We start from the raw sequence: 23,220 nt of genomic DNA on the forward strand, positions 1-23,220 counted from the left end.
GATTGCAGGTCGGGCCGGGTTCCGGAGCGGAAATCCGGCGCTGACGGCGGGCCGGTGAGCGCGGCGTTCGATCGAACGCCGGATAACGGTCGATTCGATGGTGTGTCGCGATTGGGTCACTGGCGTGTCGCGTGGTCGCGGCACGGACGTACCAAAAAATCACAGCTCGGTCTTGCGCTCCCGGCATACCTTTACCTAGATTGAGAACCCAGTGTGATAGAGCTAACACTCAAAGTGGAATGTGGTGCACTTCGCAGCGGGGTTTGGGTTGCTGCGGGGCTGACACGCGATTCCGGAGCGCCGTTGACCCGGTGTTCGGACTGCAAAGGGGCACACCAAATGCACATGACAACCCCCATCGCTCGATTGGACGTAGAGCAGGCCGAAGCGAGGATCGCCTGGGTATCCCAGGCCCGATGCAAGGAAGTAGACCCCGATCAGCTGTTCGTTCGTGGCGCGGCGCAGCGCAAAGCGGCAACGATCTGCAGGCACTGCCCGGTACTGATGCAGTGCGGAGCCGACGCACTCGACAACCGAGTGGAGTTCGGTGTGTGGGGCGGGATGACCGAGCGGCAGCGGCGTGCGCTGCTCAAGCAGCACCCCGAAGTGACGTCATGGGCCGATTTCTTCCAGGCCCAGCGCCAGCATCAGGTGGCTATGTAACCGGCACGGCCGAGCCGGCCGGGGTCCGGGTGAGTTGATCGCCGACCGCGCGCAGCGCTTCGAGATCGGAGACCTCGAAGGGCAGCGCGGTCACCGGCACGATCGGCACCCGGGGGTGGGCTCCGGTGAAGCGCAGCAGCAGATGCTTTTCCCGTTTCGCCGTGGCCACCCGGTGGGCGTGGATGCGCAGCACCGCCGCCGTCAGCGGGTTGGATTCGGTCAACTGGTCGGCGGCGGTCAGCGCGTGATCGGCCGGTAGCGCACTGCGGACCGGGTGGGTCCGGTTCAGCACCAGCCCGGCCAGCGGCATCTTCTCGGTGGAGAGCCGGTCGACGAAGAACGAGGCCTCTCGCAGGGCATCCGGTTCGGGCGCGGCGACCACCAGGAAGTGGGTGCCCGGCTTGGACAGCATCGCGTAGGTCCGGTTGGCCCGGTCCTGGAATCCGCCGAACAGCGATTCCAGCGATTGCAGAAACAGCGAGGCGTCCTTGAGCATCTGGCCGCCGACGATCGTCGACACCCCGCGCACCGCCAGGCTCATGGCCCCGGTGACGAACCGGCCGACACCGCGTCCGGGCGCCATGATCACCCGGATCATCCGGCCGTTGAGGAAATTGCCGAGCCGCTTGGGCGCGTCGAGGAAGTCCAGCGCGTTACGCGAGGGGGGAGTGTCGACCACGATCAGATCCCACTCGCGCCGATTCGCCAGCTGGCCGAGCTTTTCCATCGCCATGTACTCCTGCGTCCCACCGAAGGACGAGGCGACGGTCTGATAGAAGGGATTGGCGAAGATCTGCTCGGCCTTGTCCGGGCTGGTGTGCTCGAGCACCATCTCGTCGAAGGTCCGGCGCATATTCAGCATCATCGCGTGCAGTTCGCCCTTGACCTCGGGGCCCAGCTCCACCCGCTGCGGGGTGTTGCCCAGATCGGCGACGCCCAGCGACTGGGCCAGCCTTCGGGCCGGGTCGATGGTCAGCACCACGACCTTGCGGCCGGACTCGGCCGCGCGCAGGGCGATGGCGGCGGCGGTGGTGGTCTTACCGACACCGCCGGACCCGCAGCACACCACGATGCGTGCGCTCGGGTCGCCGATGATCGTCGAGATGTCCAGCTCGGGGGCGCCTGCCTGCGGCGTGCTCATCGGACTCCCTGTGCGGTGAGGTGTTCGGCCAGCTCGTAGAGCCCGCCCAGATCCATGCCGTCGGTGAGCGCGGGCAACGAGATCCGGGAGACGTCGACCTTGGCGAGTTCGGTGGCGCTGTCGTCCTGGGCGCGCAAGGTGGCCGAATGCTCGACGGTCTCGGTGATCAGGCCCTGGAAGTCGTCCTCGGGCAGGGAGATTCCGGCGCTGTCGAGCCCGGCCCGGATGGTGTCGAGATCGAGATCGCCGGTGGCGGCGCGATTGCGCTGTTCGGCGGGTAGCTGGTCCTGGCTGGCACGGTTGACGATCACCGTGCCGATCCGCAGGTCGGCCTCGGTCAGTTCGGCGATGGCGTCGGCGGTTTCCTGCACCGGCAGCGCCTCGAGCAGGGTAACCAGATGGATCATCGTCTGGTCCGAATGCAGCAGTTTCGACACGCCCTCGGCCTGCGAGGCGATCGGGCCACCCTTGGCGACCTCGGCCATCGCCTGGGTGACGTCGAGGAAGCTCGCGATCCGGCCGGTCGGCGGGGAGTCCACCACGATCTCGTCGTAGACCTGTTTACCGGCCTTGTCGACGCGGACCGCGCACTCCTTGATCTTGCCGGTCAGGATGACGTCACGCAGGCCGGGCGCGATGGTGGTGACGAACTCGATGGCACCCATCCGGCGCATGGCGCGGCCGGCGAAGCCCAGGTTGTAGAACATCTCCAGGTATTCGAGGAAGGCGTGCTCGATATCGAGCGCGAGCGCGACCACCTCGCCACCACCGTCGGCGGTGGCGATCCTGGTCTCGGTGGGTGGCAGCGGCGGCAGGTCGAACAGCTGGGCGATGGACTGTCTGCTTTCCACCTCGACCAGCAGAACCCGGCGTCCACCCGCGGCCAGCGCCAAGGCCAGGGCCGCGGCGACGGTCGACTTCCCGGTCCCGCCCTTACCCGACACGTAGTGCAGGCGGGCCTTCGCCGCGCGTTCCGGCCAGCCGGTCGTCAGCCCCGGATCGGCCGAAACCGGCACTGTTGTTGGTGCTCCCACGTTCGCGAGCCTATAACCCGTTCTGGGATCGCGCCCTAGGGATCCGGATACCCGCGGTGTGGTGTATCAGACAGTGACGTGCGCCTCGCATCACCGGTGACCGGCCCGGCTGCGGTCGGAGCGGCCGGACCGCACCCATTAGGCTCCAGCCATGAGCGATGTGACCCTGTGGGAGTACGCGACCGTTCCGCTGCTCACCCATGCGACCAAGCAGATCCTCGACCAGTGGGGCGCCGACGGCTGGGAGCTGGTGACCGTGCTGCCCGGCCCGACCGGTGAACAGCACGTGGCCTACCTGAAGCGGCCGAAGCAGTAGGGCGGGCGGCCATGGCACTCGAAACGCCCGCTGCCGAGCCAGCAACCTCCTGGCAACGCAATCTGGACCGGCTCGGCCTGAGCCTGCCCGAGGTCGCCGCACCGGTCGCCGCCTACCTGCCCGCGGTCCGCACCGGATCGCTGGTCTACACCTCCGGCCAGTTGCCGTTCGTCTCCGGCGCGTTGTCGGCCACCGGCAAGGTCGGTGCCGAGGTGACGCTGGAGCAGGCCGCCGAGGCCGCGCGGCTGTGTGCGCTGAACGCGCTGGCCGCGGTGCACGATCTGGTCGGCCTGGACGAGGTCGTGCGGATCGTCAAGGTGGTCGGCTTCGTCGCGTCGGCGCCCGGCTTCACCGACCAGCCGCTGGTCATCAATGGCGCCTCGGAATTCCTCGGTGAGGTCTTCGGCGCCGCAGGCACGCACGCCCGCTCGGCGGTCGGGGTGTCGGAATTGCCGAAGAACACCCCGGTCGAGGTGGAACTCATCGCCGAGGTGCGTTGATCAGGAGGTAGGCCCATGACCCTGACCCATCCCGCCTATGGGCAGCTGCGGCAGGTCACGCCGACCGCGGCGGTGCTGCTGGCGGACAATCCGGGCCAGATGACGCTGGACGGGACCAATACCTGGATCCTGCGGGCCCCGGACGGCGCCGGTTACGTGGTGGTCGACCCGGGTCCCAAGCAGCGCGCGCATATCGAGGCGATTGCCGCGGCGACCGGTGGCGATATCGCGCTCACCCTGATCACGCACCGGCATTCCGATCACACCGGCGGCATCGACCGGCTGGTGAAGCTGACCGGGACGCCGGTGCGGGCGATGGACCGCGAGTTCCTGCGCGGCAGCGATGCGGTGCTGACCGACGGCGAGGTCATCGTCGCGGGCGGGCTGCGCATCACCGTGCTGCACACGCCGGGCCATACCGGGGATTCGGTGAGTTTCGTGCTGGATGACGCCGTGCTGACCGGTGACACCATCCTCGGTCGCGGCACCACCGTCCTCGAGTCGGCCGAGGGCGCGCTCGGCAACTACCTGCGGTCGCTGGATCGGCTGGTGGAGGTGGGCGCGGGGAAGGCCCTGCTGCCCGCGCACGGTCCTGATCATCCGGATCTCGAGCCGGTGGCGCGCTACTACATCGAGCACCGGCAGGAGCGGCTGGAGCAGGTGCGCGCGGCGCTGGCCGAACTCGGACCCGACGCCGGGCCGATGGCGGTGGTGCGCAAGGTATATGCCGATGTGGACAAGAAGCTGTGGCTGGCGGCCCGGAGTTCGGTCCAGGCTCAGCTGGAGTATCTGCGCTCGCAACCCTGACGAGGCCTGAGCGCACGTTCGAGGCCCGGTCCGCGCGATGCGGCCGGGCCTCGAACGATCAGCGGTAGGTACCCGGGATCAGCGCGCGCGCCGGGCGAGGCGCTCGGAATCGGAGATCAGCACGCTCTTGCCCTCGAGCCGCAGCCAGCCGCGGTGCGCGAAGTCGGCCAGGGCCTTGTTCACGGTCTCGCGGGAGGCGCCGACCAGCTGGGCGATCTCTTCCTGGGTGAGGTCGTGGGTGACCCGCAGCGCGCCGGCCTCCTGGGTGCCGAAGCGCTGGGCGAGCTGCAACAGCGCCTTCGCGACCCGGCCCGGGACGTCGGTGAAGATGAGGTCGGCGAGGTTGTTGTTGGTGCGGCGCAGACGACGGGCCAGCACGCGCAGCAACTGCTCGGCGATCTCGGGACGCTGGTCGATCCAGGACTTGAGCGCCTCACGGTCCATGGTGACCGCGCGAACCTCGGTGACCGTAGTGGCGGTGGAGGTACGCGGGCCGGGGTCGAAGATCGACAGCTCGCCGAACATGTCCGACGGGCCCATGATGGTCAGCAGGTTCTCCCGGCCGTCCGGGGAACGGCGACCGATCTTCACCTTGCCGGACGTGATGATGTACAGCCGATCGCCGGGCTCACCTTCGTTGAAGATGACATGGCCGCGCGGGAAATCCACGGGCTGCAGTTGTTTGGCGAGCGCGGCCACCGCGGTGGGCTCTACGCCTTGGAAGATGCCTGCTCTGGCGAGGGCCTCGTCCACGAATGTGCTCCTTATGGGAAATGGCTGTAAGTCCTGGACCGAAGTGGGTCGGCCGACAGTGCAGTCTACGCGGCATTCATTGCGCGTAGTGACAGACACCACGTAACGGCCGGATTGTGCGGTGTGAACTTCGCGTCGCGCGGGCTCAGCTGGCCCGGGCGATGTCCATTTCCTCAGCGCGGGAGCGGCGCTTGCGCATGCGGGCCACCGCCGCGGGCAGTCCGAGCTTGGTCAGCTCTTTCACCTCGGCGTTGCTGGCCTTGTCCAAGTACAGCTGAACTTCTTCGTCGGGTTCGAGAAGTTTGCGGAGCCGGTTCTCGACCCGCTCCATGCCCAGGGCGAAAAGCATCAACGCCACTGGGAAGAGCACCACAGCGAGTCCTTGCATGCCGAGCAGTAAACACTGTCGAGGTCTCAGATGGAACACGGCACCAGATCTGGGCAGGCAACGATGTCGGTGCGTTCCGTATGGTGGACAGGTGCGTGTCTCCCCCTCTTCCGCGGCCGGGATCGGACCTTCGGCCACCGCCGCGGCGGCTGATCCTGCGCCGGCGGCCGATGGCGCACCGCAGCGTAAAACCCGCGCTCGACCGGCGGAAACCCGCCTGGGACTGGTGCGCCGGGCGCGCCGGATGAACCGGCAACTGGCCCTGGCATTCCCGGATGCGCACTGCGAGTTGGATTTCACCACGCCACTGGAGTTGGCGGTCGCGACGATCCTGTCGGCCCAGTGCACCGACGTGCGAGTGAACCTCACCACGCCCGCGCTTTTTGCCAAGTACCCTGACGCGCGCGCATATGCCGAGGCCAACCGCGCCGAACTCGAGGAATACATCCGCCCCACCGGCTTCTACCGGAACAAGGCGAACGCCCTCATCGGCCTCGGGCAAGCCCTGCTGGAAAATTTCGATGGTGAGTTGCCTCACACCATGGACGAACTCGTCCGCTTGCCGGGCATCGGGCGCAAGACTGCCAACGTCATCCTCGGCAACGCGTTCGGGGTGCCGGGTATCACCGTCGACACCCACTTCGGCCGGCTGGTGCGCCGCTGGGGATGGACGACCGAAGAAGATCCGGTCAAGGTCGAACAGGCCGTCGGCGAGCTGATCGAGCGCAAGGAGTGGACACTGCTGTCCCATCGGGTGATCTTCCACGGGCGCCGGGTCTGCCATTCGCGCAAACCGGCGTGCGGGGTGTGCCTGCTGGCCAAGGACTGTCCCTCGTTCGGGATCGGGCCCACCGATCCGGATGCCGCCGCCGAGCTGGTGAAGGGGCCGGAAGCGGAGCATCTGCTCGAGCTGGTGGGCCGGTGAGCCGAGTTCCCGTCCGGTGGCGCTGGGTGCTGTCGATCCTGATCGTCGCCGTCGCGCTGGCCGTCGCGCTGTGGCCGCGCGGTGCGGACGAGACCACCCGGGTCGACGACCGTGTCACCACCGCCGCGCGTGTCGATCCGCAGGCGCGCGCTGCGGCCGGTCTCGCGGCGTGCCCGCGTCCGGCCGAGGGCGCGGTGGGTGCGGGCCCGCTGGCCGGCTTATCGCTGACCTGCCTGGCCGACGGTGCGCCCGTCGACCTGGCCGCGGCCCTGGCCGGTAAGCCGGCGGTCTTGAATCTGTGGGCCTACTGGTGCGAGCCGTGCCGCACCGAGCTGCCCATCCTCCAGGAGTACGCGAACCGGGCCGGTCCGGCGGTGACGGTGCTGACCGTGCACAGCGATCCCGCCGAGAACAAGGCCCTCGCCATGCTCGCCGCGCTGAACGACGAGCAGCGCGCCGCCGGAAAGGCGCCGCTGACCATGCCGGGCGTGCAGGATCCGGACGCCGCGGTGCGGGCGGCCGCGGGCGCGCCGACCGCGCTGCCGATCACCGTGCTGATCCGGCCGGACGGGTCGATCGCCGAGTACGTCGCGCGCCCGTTCCACGATGTCGACGACATCGCCGATACCGTTGCCGGGGCGCTGGGAGTGACCTCATGACCGATATTCCGCCCTGGCTGGCCGCTGCCACCCACACTCACGCCGACTTCTCCGACACGCTCTCGAAGGCGCGCGCGCTGCGCCGGGTCATGACGCTGACCTCCGAGCCGCGCCAGGCCGCGGTGCTGGTGCTGTTCGGCGGTTCCGAGGAGCCGGACCCCACCGCACCGGGCGGGCTGCCCGCCGACGCCGAGGTGCTGCTGACCCAGCGCGCCTCCACCATGCGCCAGCATCGCGGCCAGGTCGCTTTCCCCGGCGGCGCGGTCGATCCCGGTGACACCGGTCCGATCGATACCGCGCTGCGGGAGGCGTGGGAGGAAACCGGACTGGACCGCGACGGCGTGCAGCCGATCGCGGTGCTGCCGAAATTGTTCGTGCCGCCGTCCCGGTTCGATGTGACACCGGTGGTGGCGTATTGGCGCACGCCGAGCGAGGTGCGCGTGGTCGACCAGAGTGAAACCGAACGGGTGGTGCGCGTGTCGTTGTCCGATCTGCTCGATCCGGCGAACCGGTTCCTCGTCCGTGGCAGCCTGGGCTATCAGAGCCCGGCCTTCCAGGTGGACGGGATGCTGGTGTGGGGCCTGACCGGCGGCATCCTCGCCGGGCTGATCACCACGCTCGGCTGGGAGCGCGACTGGGACCGCACCGACGTCCGTGATCTGGAGAGCTCGCTGGCCGCGGTGGGGATGACGCTGTGAGCGCATCGACCTGGCTCGATATCGCGGTCGTCATCCTGGCCCTGCTGGCCGCCTCCTCGGGCTGGCGGCAGGGTGCGGTCGCCTCGGCGCTGGCCTTCCTCGGTGTGGTGCTCGGCGCCGTCGCCGGCATCCTGATCGCCCCGCATATCCTCATCCACATCGGTGAGGGGCGCAGCCGGGTGCTGGCCGGTGTGCTGCTGATCGTGGTGCTGGTGATCGTCGGCGAGGTCGCGGGCATGGTGCTCGGGCGGGCCGCGCGCGGCGGAATGCGCCACACCTTCACCCGGACTGTGGACAGCGTCGTCGGTGCGGTGCTGCAAGCGGTGGCCGTGCTGGTGACGGCGTGGCTGCTGGCCCTGCCGCTGGCCACCTCCTCGCAGCCGGCCATCGCGACCGCGATCAATGGCTCGCGGGTGCTGGCCGACGTCAACGATGTGGCGCCGAACTGGCTGCGCAAGCTGCCCAACGAGTTCTCCAAGCTGCTCAACACTTCCGGGCTGCCGGACGTCATCGGGCCGTTCGGCCGGGCGCCGATCGCCGCCGTCGAGCCGCCGGATCCGAGCGTGCTCTCCAGCCCCGTCGCGGCCCGGTTGCAGCAGAGCGTGCTGCGCATTCGCGGGGTGGCGCCGAGTTGCCAGCGGGCGCTGGAGGGTTCGGGCTTCGTCATCTCGCCCGAGCGGGTGATGACCAACGCGCACGTCGTCGCGGGCACGACCAGCGTCACGGTGGACACCGCCACCGGTCCGCTGGAGGCCGAGGTGGTGCTGTTCGATCCGTCCACCGACGTCGCGGTGCTGTCGGTGCCGGGTCTCACGGCGCCGGAGATCCCGGAAGCCGCGGCGCCGGCCCGGTCCGGTGACAGCGCGATCGTGCTCGGCTACCCGGGCGGCGGTCGCTACACCGCGAGCGCGGCCCGCGTGCGCGAGACGCTGGATCTGACCGGCCCGACCATCTACCGCGACGGCACCATCGAACGCGAGGTCTACACCGTGCGCGGACAGGTCCGGGCGGGCAACTCCGGTGGGCCGCTGGTGGATACCGAAGGCAACGTGCTCGGCGTGGTGTTCGGCGCCGCCGTCACCGACGACGACACCGGCTATGTGCTCACCCTGCAGGAGGTCCGGCGTCAGCTGGACTCGGCGGCGGGATCGAACGCGCCGGTCGCGACAGGGCCGTGCATGCTGAGCTGATCGGAGACGCACCCGGCGGCAATGGCGCCGCCGGTTGGACGAGCCGATAGCGATGCGGGACGTCGGCTGTCGCGGCAGGGCCGGTCCCTCGGCGGCTTACGGGAGCACCGCGGCTCGGGGAGTGCGGCGCTCAGCTCAGCAGTTTGGCCAACTCGGTCGTCACCGCTTCCGGGTTCTCCTGATGCGCGAAATGCCCGGCGCCGGCGATGGTGACCACGCTGCGGCGCGGGGAGAGCCGATGGCCGCGATGGATGGTCGTGGTGAGCACGTAGCGGTCCTGTTCGCCGCGCATGGACAGCACCGGAATGTCGATGGGCTTGCGCATGATGGCCATGAATCTGCGACCGTCCGGCCGCCACTGGCTACGGAACGCCCAGCGCTGATATTCCAGCGAGCAATGGGCCGCGCCGGGAATCTGGATGGCCGAACGCATCCGGCGTGCGGTGTCGGTGAATTCGCTGGTCCCGGACCAGGACGCACCCACCCGCTCGCGCAGCAGCCGCTCCACCTCGGCGCCGTCACCGCGGGTCAGCAGGTGTTCGGGGTAGCGGGGCAGCTGGTAGCGCAAGAAATTCGGCAGCCAGGTCCCGCGCTGGTTGCGGTCGCGCAGGATCGCGCTCTTGAGCGCGGCCGGATGCGGTGATCCGATCACCGCGATCGCCCGCACCAGGCGCGGATGCATGACCGCCGTCGCCCAGCACACCAGACCACCGTCAGCGTGTCCGACCAGGGTGGCTTCGGTATGGCCGAGCGCGCGGATGAGCCCGGCGATATCGCCGGCCAGGGTCCAGCCGTCGTAGCCGCGCGGTGGTTTGTCGCTGTCACCGTAACCGCGCAGATCCACTGCGACGGCGCGGTAACCGAGGGCGGACAGCCCGGTCAGCTGATGCCGCCAGGACCACCAGAAGTCGGCGAACCCGTGCAGCAGCACCACCAGCGGCGCGTCCGTGCGTTCGGCCGCGGCCTCCACGACGTGGAAGCGGATGCCGTTGGCGTGAACGTCGCGGTGGGTCCATGGACCCTCATAACGGACGCTGGACGGGTCCGGCAGGAAGTTCGACGCCACGCCGACCGAGCGTAGTAGGCCGGGGCCCGGCGTGTCTCAGCGGGCGGGCTTGTCCATGGCGATCTTGTCGGCGGTCAGCTCGTGCTTGCCGTGCGCGCCGAGCCCGCTGGGCAGCACCGAGCGGGTCTGCTTGAGCGAGTCGATGGTCTTCTCCGGTGCGCGCAGCTTCTTGACCTTGCGGTAGCCGAGGAAGGCGAAGGTGGCGGTGGCGATCACCATCAGCGCGAACACGATCCAGAACGCCGCCCACCGGTACAGCCAGATATCGAGGGTTTCGGCGACCGCGAAAAAGAAGAAGAAGCTGCTGAACAGCAGGATGGTCAGCGCGACGATGAAGAAGACGCTGCCCTGCAGGCCCTTCTTGATCTCGCCGGTGACCTCGGCCTTGGCCAGCTCCACCTCGGCGCGCACCAGCGTCGAGACCTGTTCGGTGGCATCGCGCACCAGGGTGCCGAAACTCGCCGTCGCGGTCGGGTCGACCTCGGACAGGGGGATCGCGGTCACGGTACGTCCGGGATCGTGCGGAGAGCCGTCTCGATGCGCGTCGCGTCCGTTACCGCCCTGTGTGACACTCACTTGGTCGACCCTTCTCCCTGTCCAGGCTTCATTGTTCTCGTTCTAGCGCACGCGCGTCTCGCCGCGCCTGGTGGACACGCCCACGCCGCAACAGTAGCGCCGAACCGGCCAGGGATGCCGCCATAGAGGTCACCAAGATCGCGGCCTTGGCCAATTCCACGGCGGCTTCGTCCTCCAGCGCGAGTTCCGCCACCAGCAGGCTAACGGTGAAGCCGATCGCGCCGAGCACCGACAGGGCGAACATATCGCGATATCCGAGGTGCGCGGGGCGTTTGGCGATGCCGAGCCGGATCGCCAGCCAGCTCGAGCCCATGATGCCGATGGTCTTGCCCAGCAGCAGTCCGGCGATGATGGCCAGCGGCAGCCGCTCGGTGAACAGGTCGCCGAAGACGCTGGAGTTCAACGGGACTCCGGAGGCGAACAGCGCGAACAGCGGCACGCACAGCCCCGCCGAGATCGGCTGCACCAGATGTTCCCATCGGGTGGCGGGCGCTTCGGATTCGCCGGGATCCTTGCGGACTCGCGTCAGCAGGCCCATACCCACCCCGGCCAGCGTCGGATGCACGCCCGCCTCGTGTAGCGCGTACCAGGCCACCAGGGCCAGCGGCAGGTACACCAGCGGGGTGCGGATGCGCCGGTGCTGGGCCAGCCACCAGCCGCCGAAGCAGGCCAGCGCGGCCAGCAGCCACAGCAGCGACAGCCCGGCGGTGAACAGCACCGCGATCAGGATGATGGCCAGCAGGTCGTCGACCACGGCCAGGCTCAGCAGGAAGACCCTGGCGCTGGCCGGCACTCGGGAGCCGGTCATGGCCAGTACCGCCAGCGCGAACGCGATATCGGTGGCGACCGGGATGGCCCAGCCGCGGTCCATGCCCGGCACGCCGTAGCCGATGGCGTAGGCGATGATCGCGGGGGTGACCACACCGCCGATGGCGGCGATGATCGGCAGGGCGGCGCGTTTGCGGTCGGCCAGCTCGCCAACCACGAGTTCGCGTTTGAGCTCGAGGCCGGCCACGAAGAAGAAGACCGCGAGCAGCCCGTCCTTGGTCCAGTCGGCCAGGGTGAGTTCCAGGTGCAGCGGCGGAATCGCCAGCACCGTGTCGGTCATCGTCTCGTAGGCGTGGCCCCACGGCGAGTTCACCCACAGCAACGCCACCGCGGCCGCGATGAGAAGCAGTGAGCCACCGACGGTTTCGGTGCGTAGATAGCGGGACAGCTCCGAGCGCGCCGCTGTGATCACGGGAAACCTCTCGACGGGTCGGTCAGGGACCGCAGACGCGCTGCGAACCGCGAGGGATCCGAAGGTCACGACCGCGCGCCGACCAGACTTCCCGGCACACCTTACGCAATTCTAACGGTTACACCCGGTGACAATCGAACCCACCGGGCGTAACCTGCCGGACTTCGTCTGGATTGCTCAGGTGCGCGAGGCCCGGATCGCCTCGAAGACGTTCGGATCCACCAGCGTCGAGGTGTCGCCCAGTTCGCGGCCTTCGGCCACATCGCGCAGCAGCCGGCGCATGATCTTGCCGCTGCGGGTCTTGGGCAGTTCGGGTACCACATGGATCTCTCGCGGCCGCGCGATCGGGCTGATCTCCCTGGCCACCTCGGCCTTGAGCTCGCTCACCAGTTCATCGCCGGTGTCCTTGGCTTCGGCGGTGAGGATGACGAACGCGACGATGCCCTGCCCGGTGGTCTCATCGCTGGCCCCGACCACCGCGGCCTCGGCCACACCGGCATGCCCGACCAGGGCGGATTCGACCTCGGCGGTGGAGATGCGGTGCCCGGAGACGTTCATGACGTCGTCGACGCGGCCGAGCACCCACAGGTCGCCGTCGGCGTCGAGCTTGGCGCCGTCACCGGCGAAGTACCAGCCCTGTTCGGCGTAGCGCTCCCAGTAGGTGGCCTTGTACCGCTCCATATCGCCCCAGATGCCGCGCAGCATGGACGGCCACGGCTGGTCGAGCACGAGATAGCCGACCACGGCCGAATCACCGGCGGGGCGCACGATGGCGCCCTCTTCGTCGACGACCTTCGCCGAGATCCCGGGCAGCGGGGTCATGGCAGCACCCGGCTTGGCCGCGGTGACGCCGGGCAGCGGCGAGATCATGATCGACCCGGTCTCGGTCTGCCACCAGGTGTCCACGATCGGCGCGCTACCGGAGCCGATGACCTCGCGGTACCACCGCCAGGCCTCCGGATTGATCGGCTCACCGACCGAACCCAGCACCCGGATCGAGGACAGATCGTGCGCGTCGGGGATCTCGCGACCCCACTTCATGAACGTGCGGATCAGCGTGGGCGCCGTGTAATAGATGGTGACGCCGTACTTTTCGATGATCTGCCAGTGCCGGTGCTCATCGGGGAAGTTCGGCGTGCCCTCGTAGACGACCTGGGTGGCGCGGTTGGCGAGGGGGCCGTAGACGATGTAGCTGTGGCCGGTGACCCAGCCGATGTCGGCGGTGCACCAGTAGACGTCGGCGCCGGGTTTGTGGTCGAAGACGTAGTGGTGGGTGTAGGCGGTCTGGGTGAGGTAGCCGCCGCTGGTGTGCAGGATGCCTTTGGGTTTTCCGGTGGTGCCGGAGGTGTAGAGGATGAACAGCGGGTGTTCGGCGTCGAATGCCTGGGCTTCGTGTTCGGGGGAGGCCTGCGCGACGGTCTCGTGCCACCACAGGTCCCGGCCCTCGGTCCACGGCACCTCGACGTTGGTGCGGCGCACCACCAGCACGTGCTCGACGCTGTGTGGTACATCGCCCTTGGCGTAGAGCGCCTCGTCGACGGCCTCCTTCAGCGGTGCGGGCTTACCGCGCCGCCACTGGCCGTCGGTGGTGATGATCAGCCGGGCCCTGGCGTCGTCGACGCGCTGGCGCAGCGCCGAGGGGGAGAAGCCGGCGAAGACCACCGAATGGGTGAGCCCGAGTCGCGCGCAGGCCAGCATCGACACGATGGCCTCGGGGATCATCGGCATGTAGATGGCGACCCGGTCACCGGCCTCGAGACCGAGTTCGGTGAGGTAGTTGGCCGCCCGGCCGACCTCGGCCAGCAGCTCGTTATAGGTGATGGCGCGGGAATCGCCCGGTTCGCCCTCCCAGTGGATGGCGACCTGATCGCCGTGGCCGTCGAGCACATGCCGGTCGAGGCAGTTGAAGGCCACATTGAGCTTGCCGTCGGCGAACCATTTGGCGACCGGAGCGTCCGACCAGTCCAGCACCTGGCTCCACGGCTGATGCCAATGCAGACGGCCGGCCTGCTCGGCCCAGAAGCCTTCGCGGTCGGCCTCGGCGCGGCGATAGATCTCGGCATCGGCGTTCGCGGCGGCGGCGAACTCCGCGCTGGGCGGGTACGAGTCCTGGTGATCGGCGGTGGTTTCGGTCATCTCGTCACTTCCTTCACATCACCTGCGCATGCGGCCGGTTCCGACAGTAGTCAACTGTGACCCTCGCCGCTGCCGTCCGGTCCATCGGGTGGGCACCGAGACGACTCGCCGCGAACGCCTGACAAACCGGTGCCGCGGTCGCTATCGTCAGGCTGCTGATCGGCGGGCGGGGGAAGTCCGCAGGGCCGGTTCGAAACACGGCGGCCGAAACCGCTGCCTTCGAGCCGCGAGACGACGATGATTCCGGGGGTGCGTATGCGGATTCCGGCCTGGCTCGCGACTGTGGTGCTGGCCCTGCTGTGCGTCGCGACCCTGCCCGCCTGCACCATCACCCCGGCCCTCGGCGATTCCATCGCGGTCAACGGCAGCGAACCGCAGAACCCGCTGGTGCCGTCGAATACCAATGAGAACGGCGGCGGCCGCATCGTCGACCGGCTCTTCGCCGGGTTGCGCCGCATCGACGCCGCGGGTCGGCTGCACGACGAGGTCGCCCAATCCATCGAGACCACCGACCAGCAGCACTACCTGATCAGGCTGAAGCCCGGCTGGACCTTCAGCGATGGTTCCCCGGTCACCGCGCACTCGTTCGTCGACGCGTGGAATTTCGGCGCACTGATCACCAACGCGCAGTTGCAGAGCTACACCTACGAGCCGATCGTCGGCTTCGACGACGTACAGGCCGATCCACCACGCGCGCAGACGATGTCGGGGCTGCGGGTGCTCGACGACCTCACCTTCACCGTCGATCTGAAGGCGCCGACCATCGACTTCCGCACCCGGCTGGCCTACGCGCCGTTCTATCCGCTGCCCGAGGTGGCGTTCGACGACATCGAGGCCTTCGGACAGCGCCCGATCGGCAATGGCCCGTACCGCTTCGCCGACGGCGACGCCTGGCAGCACGATGTGAAGCTGGACCTGGTGCCCAACGAGAGCTACCGGGGCGGGCGCCCGGCCAAGAACAAGGGCCTGACCTTCGTGTTCTACTCCAACTTCGACGCCGCCTATTCGGATCTGCTGGCCGGCAACCTCGATGTGCTCGATACCGTCCCGCCCAGTGCGCTCACCGTCGTCGACGACGATCTCGGCGAGCGCGCCGTCTCCGCGCCCACCGCGCAGAGCCAGTGGATCGGCACCCAGCCCGGCCTACCGCATTTCGACGGTGAGGAGGGCAGGTTGCGCCGCCACGCCATCTCCATGGCCATTCAGCGGGAACGCATCGGCGACAAGATCTTTCGCGGTACCCGCAAACCCGCGCGCGACTACACCTCGCGGGTGCTGCCCGGCTACAACCCGAATCTGCCCGGCTCCGAGGTCCTCGAATACAACCCCGAGCGAGCGCGTGAGTTGTGGGCGCAGGCCGATGAGATCTCGCCCTGGAGCGGACGATTCGAGATCGCCTACAACGCCGACGGCGGCCATCAGGCCTGGATCGACGCGGTGGCCAACAGCATCAAGAACACCCTGGGCATCGAAGCGGTCGGCGCCGCCCTGCCGACCTTCAAGCAGCTGCGCGACCACGTCACCGAGCGGACCATCGGCAAGGCGTTCCGGTCCGGCTGGCAGGGCGATTATCCGACCATGTTGCAGTTCCTCGAACCGGGCTTCCTCAGCAACTCCGCCACCAACGATTTCGACTATCACAACCCGGAATTCGACGCGCTGATCGCCGCCGCGGAGGCCGCGCCGTCCGAGGAGCGGTCCTGGGAGCTGGTCGGGCAGGCGCAGACGGTGCTGCTGCACGACCTGCCGACCATCCCGGTCTTCGACTACGTGAACTCCGCCGGGTACTCCGAGCGGGTGCGCAATGTCGCCTTCGCCTGGAACGGCCTGGCCGACTTCGAGAACATCGAACTGCGCCCAGCCGCCGGAGAATGAGGAGAGTCCATGGCCTGGTACGTCGTGCGGCGGCTGTTGCAGATGATCCCGGTGTTCTTCGGCGCGACCCTGCTCATCTACTTCCTGATCTTCAAGGTCTCCGGCGGCTCGGTCGCCGCCCTGGCCGGTGAGCGCACGCTGACGCCGGCGCTGGAAGCCCAGTTGCAGGCCCGCTACCACCTGGACCGGCCCTTCATCGTGCAGTACCTATACTACCTGAAGGGCATTTTCACCTTCGATCTCGGCACCTCGTTCTCCGGCCGTCCGGTCAGCGAAGAACTCGCGCGCGCCTTCCCGATCACCTTCCGGCTGGCCCTGCTCGCGGTGCTGTTCGAGGCGGTGTTCGGGGTGTTCTTCGGCGTTATCGCCGGATTGCGCAAGGGCAAGCTGTTCGATTCGACGATGCTGGTGGCCAGCCTGATCGTGATCGCGGTGCCGGTGTTCGTGCTCGCCTTCCTCGCCCAGTATCTGTTCGGCATCGAATGGGGGATCGCGCCGGTGACCGTCGGCGCCGATGCCAGTTTCACCCGGCTGATCGTGCCGGCGATGGTGCTCGGCGCACTGTCGTTCGCCTACGTCCTGCGCTTGACCCGCAGTTCGGTGGTGGAGAACCGGGACGCCGACTATGTGCGAACCGCCACCGCGAAAGGGTTGTCGCGCCGGCGCGTCGTGGTGGTGCACATTCTGCGCAATTCGCTGATCCCGGTGGTCACCTTCATCGGTGCCGACCTCGGCGCGCTGATGGGCGGGGCCATCGTCACCGAGGGCATCTTCAATATCCCCGGCGTCGGCGGCACGCTCTACCAGGCGGTGGTGCGCGGCGAGGCGCCGACGGTGGTCTCCTTCGTGACGGTGCTGATCGTGGTGTTCCTGCTGGCCAACCTGATCGTCGACCTGCTGTACGCGGCGCTCGATCCACGGATCCGCTATGCGTGAGAAGGGAGTGTGAGCATGGCCGACGAGGGTGCGCGAGCCCGTCCGGGGCAGCAGCGCTGGGTCGCGCCCGCCGACGAGGTCTCCGTCGATGCGGTCGACCGGGTGCGCGTGGCCGGCACGCCGCGCGGGTTCTGGGGTGAGGCCTGGCGCGGGCTGCGGCGCAATCCGCTGTTCCTGGTGTCGGTGGCGATCATCGTGCTGGTGGTGCTGCTGGCGCTGTTCCCCGGGCTGTTCACCGACCAGGACCCGCGCTACTGCGTGGTCGACAACAGTCTGCTGCCGCCCAGCTCCGAGCACTGGTTCGGGTTCGATCTGCAGGGCTGCGATATCTACGCGCGCACCGTCTACGGCGCGCGGGCGTCGGTGCTGACCGGCGTCGGCGCGTCGCTGCTGTTCGTCGCGATCGGAGCCACGCTCGGCGCGCTGGCCGGTTTCTACGGCGGGCTGCTGGACTCGATCATCTCCCGGATCTCGGAAATCGTGTACGCAGTGCCGCTGATGCTGGCCGCGATCGTCGTCATGCAACTGTCGCAGCGCCGGACCATCGCGCTGGTGATCGTCATCCTGGCCGGATTCACCTGGCCGCAGGTGGCGCGGATCGCGCGCGGTGCCGTCATCGCGGCCAAGAACAGCGAATACGTGCTGGCGGCGCGCGCGCTGGGAGTGTCGCGATTCCGGACGCTGCTGCGGCACGTGCTGCCGAACTCGCTGGGTCCGATCATCGTGGTGACCACCATCTGGCTGGGTGTTTTCATCGTCACCGAGGCGACCCTGTCGTTCCTCGGGGTCGGGTTGCCGCCCACGGAGGTGTCCTGGGGCGCCGATATCGCGACCGGCCAGCAGCAGTTGCGCGGCGGTTCGCTGATCCTGTTCTATCCCGCCACGGCGCTGGCACTGACGGTGCTCGGCTTCATCATGCTCGGCGACGCGCTCAGCGATGCCCTCGATCCGAAATCCCGCAGGAGGCGAGCATGAGTGCCGCAGTCGACACCGGCGAACCGCCTCTGCTCGAGATCCGTGATCTGCACGTGGCTTTCGGCTCCGGCGACGACCGCGTCGACGCCGTGCGCGGTGTCGATCTGACGGTCTATCCCGGCCAGACCGTGGCTATCGTCGGGGAGTCCGGATCCGGCAAATCGACCACCGCGCATGCGGTGATCGGGCTGCTGCCCAGCGGCGGCCGGGTGGTGTCGGGGGAGATCCGGTTCGACGGCCGAGACCTGGCGGCGGCGCCGGAATCGGAGCTGGTCGGCGTGCGCGGCAACGGCATCGGCTTCGTGCCACAGGATCCGATGTCGAATCTGAACCCGGTCTGGAAGATCGGCTTCCAGATCACCGAAACCCTGACCGCCAACGGGATCGCGCGAGGTACGCAGGCGCGCGAACGGGCCGCCGAACTATTGCGGGAGGCCGGAATTCCGGATCCGGAGCACCGGATGAACCAGTATCCGCACGAGCTGTCCGGTGGGCTGCGGCAGCGGGCGCTGATCGCCATCGGATTGTCCGGCCGGCCCGATCTGCTCATCGCCGACGAGCCGACCTCCGCGCTCGACGTCACCGTGCAGCGGCAGATCCTCGACCACATCGACGAGCTCACCGCGGAGCTGGGCACCGCGATGTTGTTGATCACCCACGACCTCGGCCTGGCCGCCGAACGGGCCGAGCATCTGGTGGTGATGTATCGCGGCCGGGTGGTGGAATCCGGTCCGGCGCTGGAGATCCTGCGCGATCCACGGCACGAATACACGCGCAGGCTGGTGGAGTCGGCGCCGTCGCTGGCGGTCGGGCGGCGGTCGGTGCGGGTGGCGCGGGCCCGGGTACGGGAGCAGGCCGTTGAAGTTGCCGAGCAGCCGGATGACGTTGTGGGCGAGGAGATCCTGGTGGTCGACAAGCTCACCAAGCGGTACCGGATCCGTGGCTCGGTGCCGTGGAAATCGACCGAACTGCTCGCCGCCGACGAGGTCGGCTTCCGGATGCGGCGCGGGACCACCACGGCCATCGTCGGTGAATCCGGCTCCGGCAAGTCCACCGTCGCCCAGATGGTGCTCGGGCTGCTCGAGCCGACGTCGGGGACGGTGACCTTCGACGGCGCCGATGTCGCCGAGCTGAGCCGCAAGTCGCCCTTGACGTTCCGTCGGCGGGTGCAGCCGATCTTCCAGAACCCGTACGGCTCGCTCGACCCCATGTACTCGATCCATCGCACCCTCACCGAACCGCTGCGCACCCATGGCATCGGCAACCGCGCCGAACGCGACGCCCGAGTGCGCGACCTGCTGGACAAGGTGGCGTTGCCGGCCGATGTGCTGACGCGGTATCCGAACGAGCTGTCCGGCGGTCAACGTCAACGGGTGGCCATCGCCCGCGCGCTCACCCTCGAGCCGGAGCTGGTGGTCTGCGACGAGGCGGTCTCGGCGCTGGACGTGCTGGTCCAGGCGCAGATCCTGGATCTGCTCAACGACCTGCAAGCCGAACTCGGGCTGTCGTATCTGTTCATCACCCACGATCTGGCCGTCGTCCGGCAGATCGCCGACGAGGTCCTGGTGATGTGCGCGGGCCGGGTCGTCGAGGCCGCACCCACCGACGCGGTGTTCGACAATCCGCGCGAGGACTACACCCGCCGCCTGCTCGACGCCATTCCCGGCCGGGGCCTGCTGGTGAGCTGACCGAGGCCGCGGCAGTAGCCTCGTAAGCCGTGACCGATCCGCTCCAGCCCCTCGTCGATCTGCCCGGAGTGCGCGCCGCCGCCGACAAGGCCCGCGACGCACTCGCCGCGGTGCACCGGCACAAGAGCAACCGCCGCGGCTGGCCGACCACCGCGGCCGAGGCGGCGGTGCGGGCCGCGCGCTCGTCGGCCGCCATCGACGGCGGCAGTGTCGAGCTGCCGGCCGACGGCAACGTCAGCGATCCGATCCTGGCCGGATCGCTGCGCGTCGGGCAGGCCCTCGACGGCGACGCCCTGCGCAACCTGGTCAGCACCTGGCAGCGCGCCCCACTGCAAGCCCTGGCCCGGCTGCATCTGCTGGCCGCGGCCGATCTGGTCTCCGACGAGGCCGAACTCGGCCGCCCACGCAGTGACGGCGGGGTCGCGCAGCGACTGGACCTGCTCGCACAGACCGTGCTCGGTTCCTCGGCGCCGGCCCCGGTGATCGCGGCGGTGGTGCACGGCGAGCTGCTGACGTTGAAGCCGTTCGGCACGGCCGACGGGATCGTGGCCAGGGCGGCCTCGCGGCTGGTCGCGGTGTCGAGCGGACTGGACCCGCACAGCCTCGGCGTACCCGAGGTGTTCTGGCTGCGCAGGCGGCAGGCCTACCTGGATGCCGCAGCGGAGTTCGGGACCGGAACCCCGGAGGGGGTCGGCGGCTGGGTGATCCTGTGCTGCGGTGCGCTGGAGGACGGCGCACGAGAGGCGACGTCGATCGCCGACGCCGCCTCTGGTTAGGGGAGCTTTGTTGGGTCTGTAGGGATCGGGGTGGACATATCGAAGCGGGCGGCGTTGCCGTCACCGACCTCACCGCCCGCTAGCACGGACAACCCGGTTACCAAGCGTGCTGAGTGGGTTGTGTTCTTCGGCCTCGGCGATTGATCCGAATCCACCGCGGCTCATCCCCGCAAATGTGCGAGGCGCTCGCCGTCGGCAGCTCGAATGTCGCAGGCCCACAACGCTTTTGCCCTTGTCGCGGCGCGCTCCGCGTGGGTGCCTGGCGTCCGTGCTGGGAAGGGTGGGATGGGGGGCTGAGCCTTCTCTTCCGACTCCGTCCTGGCCTTCCGTCCTTCCGTGCCTTCATTTGTACACTGTGATCGCACTCACATCAAGGGGTCGGAAAACATCGAATTATCGGCGTGTCTCCCGGCGTTTCGTGTTTGAATGCCAGGTCGCGGCGCACTTCGCGATCTTGTACGGGCGTACCGGCTCGGGGCCTGTGGAACCCTCGCGCAGCCCCGCTGCGGAGCCCCCGTCAGCGGCGCCGGCGCAGCAGCCGATAGCTGATCGCACCAGCAAGCACGGCACTCACACCCACCGCCGCCGTGGCCGCCACCGTGGTCGACGACGGTGCCTGGAACCGCGACCACAGCGACACCGGGTTGGAGAAGGTCAGGATCGGCCAGCTCCGGGCCACCGCCTCCCGGCGCAGCCCGCGATCGGGGTTCACCGCCGTCGGATGCCCGACCGCGGACAGCAGCGGCAGATCGGTGATCGAATCCGAATAGGCGTAGCAGCGCGACAGGTCGTATCCCTCGGCGGCGGCGAGCTTTTCGATCGCGGTGACCTTGCCCTCGCCGTAGCAGTAGAACTCGACCTCACCGGTGTACTTGCCGTCCTGCACCACCATCCGGGTGGCGGCGGTGTGATCGGCGCCCAGTGCTTCGGCGATCGGCGCGACGATCTCCTCGCCGGAGGCCGACACGATCACCACATCGTGGCCGCGGATCTTGTGATCGGCGATCAGATCGGCCGCCTCGGCGTACACCAGCGGGTCGACCAGCTCGTGCAAGGTCTCGGCCACAATGGATTTCACCTGTTCCACGTCCCAGCCGGCGCACATGCTGGTCAGATGCGCGCGCATGCGCTCCATCTGATCGTGGTCCGCGCCCGAGAGCAGGAACATGAAATGCGCGTAGCTGCTCTCCAGCACCGCGCGCCGGTTCAGCAGGCCCTGCGCGAAGAACGGTTTGCTGAACACGTAGGTACTCGACTTCGCGATCACGGTCTTGTCGAGATCGAAGAATGCCGCCACCCGTCCGGCCCGCTCAGCGCCGTGGTGCGGGTGTCCGGTCTGCTCGCCGTTCGCCGTCACGGGCTCAAGAATAGGCCGTGCCGCGACCGGTCCGGTGCGGCCGCCGGGGGCCGGAACGTGACGGCGAAACTTCTTCAACATTGGACTTGCGCTTTCGCCGGACCTTGGGTGTAGTATTGCTGGCACCTGGACATGTTCCAGGCGCGTTCAGCCCGACCCCCCGGGGCTGAACCCGACGGCCCCAGCCTCCTCCCCCCCCGGCTGGGGCCGTCCTCTATTTCGGGACCAGTTGGTTGTTGCTCAGCCGGGTCCGTTGCTGACCAGGCGTTTTCCTGAGTTGTCCACAGCAGGCGAGTTATCCACATTCCGGGAATCGGCGCTGTTGCCGGAAGCCGCACTCCGCGACGCTGACCTGCATGGACCTCGAAGCCGCCGACCGGCCACCCGCCGCACCCGCCCTCGCCATCATCGGCACAGCGGGCCTGCGCGAGGAAGTCAAACGCGTCGCCGCCGCGGCCGAACGGCAGATCGACGAACGCACGATGCCCGTCGGCAGGCACGCCTGGGCCGGTGCGCCACTGGTGATCCTCGACACTCCCGCCGCGGTGGCATGCGCGGAAGCCGGGTACCTACGGCGTGGCGGCGTGGTCACCGTCACCGACGGAGAACCGGAACTACTCGACTGGCAGGCCGCCGCCGCGATCGGCGCCGAACGTGTCATCGCGCTACCCGGCGCCGCGGTCGGGCTCATCGAGACCTTCGCCGAACGCGGTGAACACCGGGCGAGCGGCGGCGCGGTGGTCGCCGTCACCGGAGCATGCGGCGGCGCCGGCGCCTCGGTCCTGTCCGCCGCCGTGGCCCTGCGCTCGGCCGGTGCCGGGTTCCGCCGCCACACCTTGCTGGTCGACGGCGCACCACTCGGCGGCGGGCTCGACCTACTGCTCGGCATCGAGAAGACTCCAGGTCTGCGCTGGCCCGATCTCATCGTCGAAGACGGCCGGATATCGGCGGCCGCGCTGCATGGCGCGCTGCCCTCGGCAGCGCCCGGGCTCGCGGTGCTGTCCTGTGGCCGTGGCGCCAGTGCCCGGCCGGGCATCAGCAGCGGCGCCATGCACGCGGTGATCGAAGCCGGCCGCGCCGCAGGCGATCTCGTCGTCTGCGATCTGTCCGCCGATCGCTCGCCGCACGCCGATCAGGTACTAGACGCGGCAGACCTGGTGGTCCTCGTCGTCACCGCGGGCTTACGGGCGGTTGCCGCGGCGGAAGCGGTGTCGGCGCATATCGGACGGCGAAATCCGAACCGCGGGATCATTGTTCGCGGCCCGGCTCCCGGTGGGCTGCGCGGACCGGAGATCGCCGAGGTGCTCGACCTGCCGCTGCTAGCGGCCGTGCGCGCCCAACCTGGTCTGCCGGCGCGCCTGGAACGCCGTGGGCTCTCGGTCGGTCGTGGGCCCTTGCGCGAAGCCGCCGATGCCGTGCTCATGGTGCTCGGCGCTCCTGCGGAGGTCGCGAGATGAGCTGGGGGACAGGCGGTCACGTGAGATCGCACACGGTCTCTTCGCAGCGTGACGAGTACGTAGG

At 68.7% G+C, this 23,220-nt stretch carries 23 protein-coding genes; 14 read left to right on the plus strand and 9 right to left on the minus strand.

The window, feature by feature from the left end; genetic code table 11:
* Positions 1 to 339: 339 nt before the first annotated feature.
* On the plus strand, positions 340 to 663 hold the full coding sequence (locus tag NOCYR_RS01625) for a WhiB family transcriptional regulator (RefSeq protein ID WP_011206869.1): 324 nt from the start codon (positions 340 to 342) through the stop codon (positions 661 to 663).
* Here the strand turns inward: NOCYR_RS01625 and NOCYR_RS01630 are convergent.
* Together NOCYR_RS01630 and NOCYR_RS01635 are read right to left on the minus strand one after the other, a co-directional pair.
* Positions 656 to 1,804, minus strand: coding sequence for an ArsA family ATPase (locus tag NOCYR_RS01630; RefSeq protein ID WP_014348614.1), 1,149 nt, complete (start codon positions 1,802 to 1,804; stop codon positions 656 to 658). The genes NOCYR_RS01625 and NOCYR_RS01630 overlap by 8 nt on opposite strands.
* Positions 1,801 to 2,820, minus strand: a complete 1,020-nt coding sequence (locus tag NOCYR_RS01635) for an ArsA family ATPase (RefSeq protein ID WP_014348615.1) — start codon at positions 2,818 to 2,820, stop codon at positions 1,801 to 1,803. Before NOCYR_RS01635 ends, NOCYR_RS01630 begins: the two co-directional genes overlap by 4 nt.
* 169 nt (positions 2,821 to 2,989) lie before the next feature.
* Here NOCYR_RS01635 and NOCYR_RS28760 point away from each other — a divergent pair, with 169 nt between their 5' ends.
* From NOCYR_RS28760 to NOCYR_RS01645, 3 genes are read left to right on the plus strand one after another with little or no spacing between them, the layout of a single operon-like run.
* Positions 2,990 to 3,154, plus strand: coding sequence for a DUF4177 domain-containing protein (locus tag NOCYR_RS28760; protein WP_014348616.1), 165 nt, complete (start codon positions 2,990 to 2,992; stop codon positions 3,152 to 3,154).
* An 11-nt stretch (positions 3,155 to 3,165) separates the two neighbouring features.
* Positions 3,166 to 3,654, plus strand: a complete 489-nt coding sequence (locus tag NOCYR_RS01640) for a RidA family protein (RefSeq protein WP_014348617.1) — start codon at positions 3,166 to 3,168, stop codon at positions 3,652 to 3,654.
* 15 nt (positions 3,655 to 3,669) lie between these two features.
* Positions 3,670 to 4,461: an MBL fold metallo-hydrolase gene (locus tag NOCYR_RS01645; RefSeq protein WP_014348618.1), complete on the plus strand. Its 792-nt coding sequence runs from the start codon at positions 3,670 to 3,672 to the stop codon at positions 4,459 to 4,461.
* A gap of 78 nt (positions 4,462 to 4,539) precedes the next feature.
* Here the strand turns inward: NOCYR_RS01645 and NOCYR_RS01650 are convergent, their stop codons facing one another.
* Together NOCYR_RS01650 and NOCYR_RS01655 are read right to left on the minus strand one after the other, a co-directional pair.
* A complete protein-coding gene (locus tag NOCYR_RS01650; RefSeq protein WP_014348619.1) occupies positions 4,540 to 5,214 on the minus strand; it encodes a Crp/Fnr family transcriptional regulator in 675 nt (224 codons plus the stop codon).
* A gap of 145 nt (positions 5,215 to 5,359) precedes the next feature.
* Complete coding sequence (locus NOCYR_RS01655; RefSeq protein ID WP_014348620.1) at positions 5,360 to 5,587, minus strand: hypothetical protein; 228 nt, start codon at positions 5,585 to 5,587, stop codon at positions 5,360 to 5,362.
* Between the two features lie 232 nt (positions 5,588 to 5,819).
* Here NOCYR_RS01655 and nth point away from each other — a divergent pair, with 232 nt between their 5' ends.
* Genes nth through NOCYR_RS01675 form a run of 4 tightly spaced genes read left to right on the plus strand, consistent with a single transcriptional unit; the run spans position 5,820 to position 9,074 of the window.
* Positions 5,820 to 6,527 carry an endonuclease III gene (gene nth / locus NOCYR_RS01660; RefSeq protein ID WP_048833841.1) on the plus strand — a complete coding sequence of 236 codons (708 nt, stop codon included), beginning with the start codon at positions 5,820 to 5,822 and terminating at the stop codon, positions 6,525 to 6,527.
* On the plus strand, positions 6,524 to 7,186 hold the full coding sequence (locus NOCYR_RS01665) for a TlpA family protein disulfide reductase (RefSeq protein WP_148280501.1): 663 nt from the start codon (positions 6,524 to 6,526) through the stop codon (positions 7,184 to 7,186). The genes nth and NOCYR_RS01665 overlap by 4 nt, the downstream gene beginning before the upstream one ends.
* On the plus strand, positions 7,183 to 7,884 hold the full coding sequence (locus NOCYR_RS01670; RefSeq protein ID WP_014348623.1) for an NUDIX hydrolase: 702 nt from the start codon (positions 7,183 to 7,185) through the stop codon (positions 7,882 to 7,884). Before NOCYR_RS01665 ends, NOCYR_RS01670 begins: the two co-directional genes overlap by 4 nt.
* Positions 7,881 to 9,074 carry a MarP family serine protease gene (locus NOCYR_RS01675; RefSeq protein ID WP_014348624.1) on the plus strand — a complete coding sequence of 398 codons (1,194 nt, stop codon included), beginning with the start codon at positions 7,881 to 7,883 and terminating at the stop codon, positions 9,072 to 9,074. The genes NOCYR_RS01670 and NOCYR_RS01675 overlap by 4 nt, the downstream gene beginning before the upstream one ends.
* Before the next feature lie 130 nt (positions 9,075 to 9,204).
* Here the strand turns inward: NOCYR_RS01675 and NOCYR_RS01680 are convergent, their stop codons facing one another.
* The 4 genes from NOCYR_RS01680 to acs all read right to left on the minus strand — a co-directional run bounded on the left by NOCYR_RS01680 (position 9,205) and on the right by acs (position 14,092).
* The gene (locus NOCYR_RS01680; protein WP_014348625.1) at positions 9,205 to 10,140 is read right to left on the minus strand and encodes an alpha/beta fold hydrolase; all 936 of its coding nucleotides are present in this window, start codon (positions 10,138 to 10,140) and stop codon (positions 9,205 to 9,207) included.
* Between the two features lie 36 nt (positions 10,141 to 10,176).
* Entirely contained in the window at positions 10,177 to 10,716 is a 540-nt protein-coding gene (locus NOCYR_RS01685) for a phage holin family protein (RefSeq protein WP_048832601.1), read from the minus strand.
* 28 nt (positions 10,717 to 10,744) lie between these two features.
* Positions 10,745 to 11,956, minus strand: coding sequence for a Na+/H+ antiporter NhaA (nhaA, locus tag NOCYR_RS01690; protein WP_014348627.1), 1,212 nt, complete (start codon positions 11,954 to 11,956; stop codon positions 10,745 to 10,747).
* Positions 11,957 to 12,133: 177 nt separating this feature from the next.
* Positions 12,134 to 14,092 carry an acetate--CoA ligase gene (gene acs, locus NOCYR_RS01695; RefSeq protein WP_014348628.1) on the minus strand — a complete coding sequence of 653 codons (1,959 nt, stop codon included), beginning with the start codon at positions 14,090 to 14,092 and terminating at the stop codon, positions 12,134 to 12,136.
* 255 nt (positions 14,093 to 14,347) lie between these two features.
* On the opposite strand from acs, the gene NOCYR_RS01700 reads away from it, so the two are divergent.
* Genes NOCYR_RS01700 through NOCYR_RS01720 form a run of 5 tightly spaced genes read left to right on the plus strand, consistent with a single transcriptional unit; the run spans position 14,348 to position 20,342 of the window.
* Positions 14,348 to 15,967, plus strand: coding sequence for a peptide ABC transporter substrate-binding protein (locus NOCYR_RS01700; RefSeq protein ID WP_014348629.1), 1,620 nt, complete (start codon positions 14,348 to 14,350; stop codon positions 15,965 to 15,967).
* Positions 15,968 to 15,976: 9 nt separating this feature from the next.
* Positions 15,977 to 16,903 (plus strand): ABC transporter permease, encoded by a 927-nt coding sequence (locus NOCYR_RS01705; RefSeq protein ID WP_014348630.1) that lies wholly within the window; start codon positions 15,977 to 15,979, stop codon positions 16,901 to 16,903.
* Between the two features lie 15 nt (positions 16,904 to 16,918).
* Positions 16,919 to 17,878, plus strand: coding sequence for an ABC transporter permease (locus tag NOCYR_RS01710; RefSeq protein WP_014348631.1), 960 nt, complete (start codon positions 16,919 to 16,921; stop codon positions 17,876 to 17,878).
* Positions 17,875 to 19,566, plus strand: coding sequence for an ABC transporter ATP-binding protein (locus NOCYR_RS01715; protein ID WP_014348632.1), 1,692 nt, complete (start codon positions 17,875 to 17,877; stop codon positions 19,564 to 19,566). Before NOCYR_RS01710 ends, NOCYR_RS01715 begins: the two co-directional genes overlap by 4 nt.
* A 29-nt stretch (positions 19,567 to 19,595) precedes the next feature.
* Entirely contained in the window at positions 19,596 to 20,342 is a 747-nt protein-coding gene (locus NOCYR_RS01720; protein ID WP_014348633.1) for a hypothetical protein, read from the plus strand.
* Between the two features lie 517 nt (positions 20,343 to 20,859).
* Here NOCYR_RS01720 and NOCYR_RS01725 read toward each other — a convergent pair.
* Positions 20,860 to 21,699, minus strand: coding sequence for an HAD-IB family hydrolase (locus NOCYR_RS01725; protein WP_014348634.1), 840 nt, complete (start codon positions 21,697 to 21,699; stop codon positions 20,860 to 20,862).
* Between the two features lie 356 nt (positions 21,700 to 22,055).
* Here NOCYR_RS01725 and ssd point away from each other — a divergent pair, with 356 nt between their 5' ends.
* Positions 22,056 to 23,156 carry a septum site-determining protein Ssd gene (gene ssd / locus NOCYR_RS01730; protein WP_014348635.1) on the plus strand — a complete coding sequence of 367 codons (1,101 nt, stop codon included), beginning with the start codon at positions 22,056 to 22,058 and terminating at the stop codon, positions 23,154 to 23,156.
* The last annotated feature ends 64 nt before the right edge of the window (positions 23,157 to 23,220 follow it).

Source organism: Nocardia cyriacigeorgica GUH-2, from assembly GCF_000284035.1.
GTDB lineage: Bacteria > Actinomycetota > Actinomycetes > Mycobacteriales > Mycobacteriaceae > Nocardia > Nocardia cyriacigeorgica_B.

Bases quoted from the DNA above. Each gene is read 5' to 3' on its own strand.
- NOCYR_RS01625 (WP_011206869.1), top strand. From the start codon at position 340: ATGCACATGACAACCCCCATCGCTCGATTGGACGTAGAGCAGGCCGAA.
- NOCYR_RS01630 (WP_014348614.1), bottom strand. From the start codon at position 1,804: ATGAGCACGCCGCAGGCAGGCGCCCCCGAGCTGGACATCTCGACGATC.
- NOCYR_RS28760 (WP_014348616.1), top strand. From the start codon at position 2,990: ATGAGCGATGTGACCCTGTGGGAGTACGCGACCGTTCCGCTGCTCACC.
- NOCYR_RS01640 (WP_014348617.1), top strand. From the start codon at position 3,166: ATGGCACTCGAAACGCCCGCTGCCGAGCCAGCAACCTCCTGGCAACGC.
- NOCYR_RS01645 (WP_014348618.1), top strand. From the start codon at position 3,670: ATGACCCTGACCCATCCCGCCTATGGGCAGCTGCGGCAGGTCACGCCG.
- NOCYR_RS01670 (WP_014348623.1), top strand. From the start codon at position 7,183: ATGACCGATATTCCGCCCTGGCTGGCCGCTGCCACCCACACTCACGCC.
- acs (WP_014348628.1), bottom strand. From the start codon at position 14,092: ATGACCGAAACCACCGCCGATCACCAGGACTCGTACCCGCCCAGCGCG.
- NOCYR_RS01700 (WP_014348629.1), top strand. From the start codon at position 14,348: ATGCGGATTCCGGCCTGGCTCGCGACTGTGGTGCTGGCCCTGCTGTGC.
- NOCYR_RS01705 (WP_014348630.1), top strand. From the start codon at position 15,977: ATGGCCTGGTACGTCGTGCGGCGGCTGTTGCAGATGATCCCGGTGTTC.
- NOCYR_RS01710 (WP_014348631.1), top strand. From the start codon at position 16,919: ATGGCCGACGAGGGTGCGCGAGCCCGTCCGGGGCAGCAGCGCTGGGTC.
- NOCYR_RS01715 (WP_014348632.1), top strand. From the start codon at position 17,875: ATGAGTGCCGCAGTCGACACCGGCGAACCGCCTCTGCTCGAGATCCGT.
- ssd (WP_014348635.1), top strand. From the start codon at position 22,056: ATGGACCTCGAAGCCGCCGACCGGCCACCCGCCGCACCCGCCCTCGCC.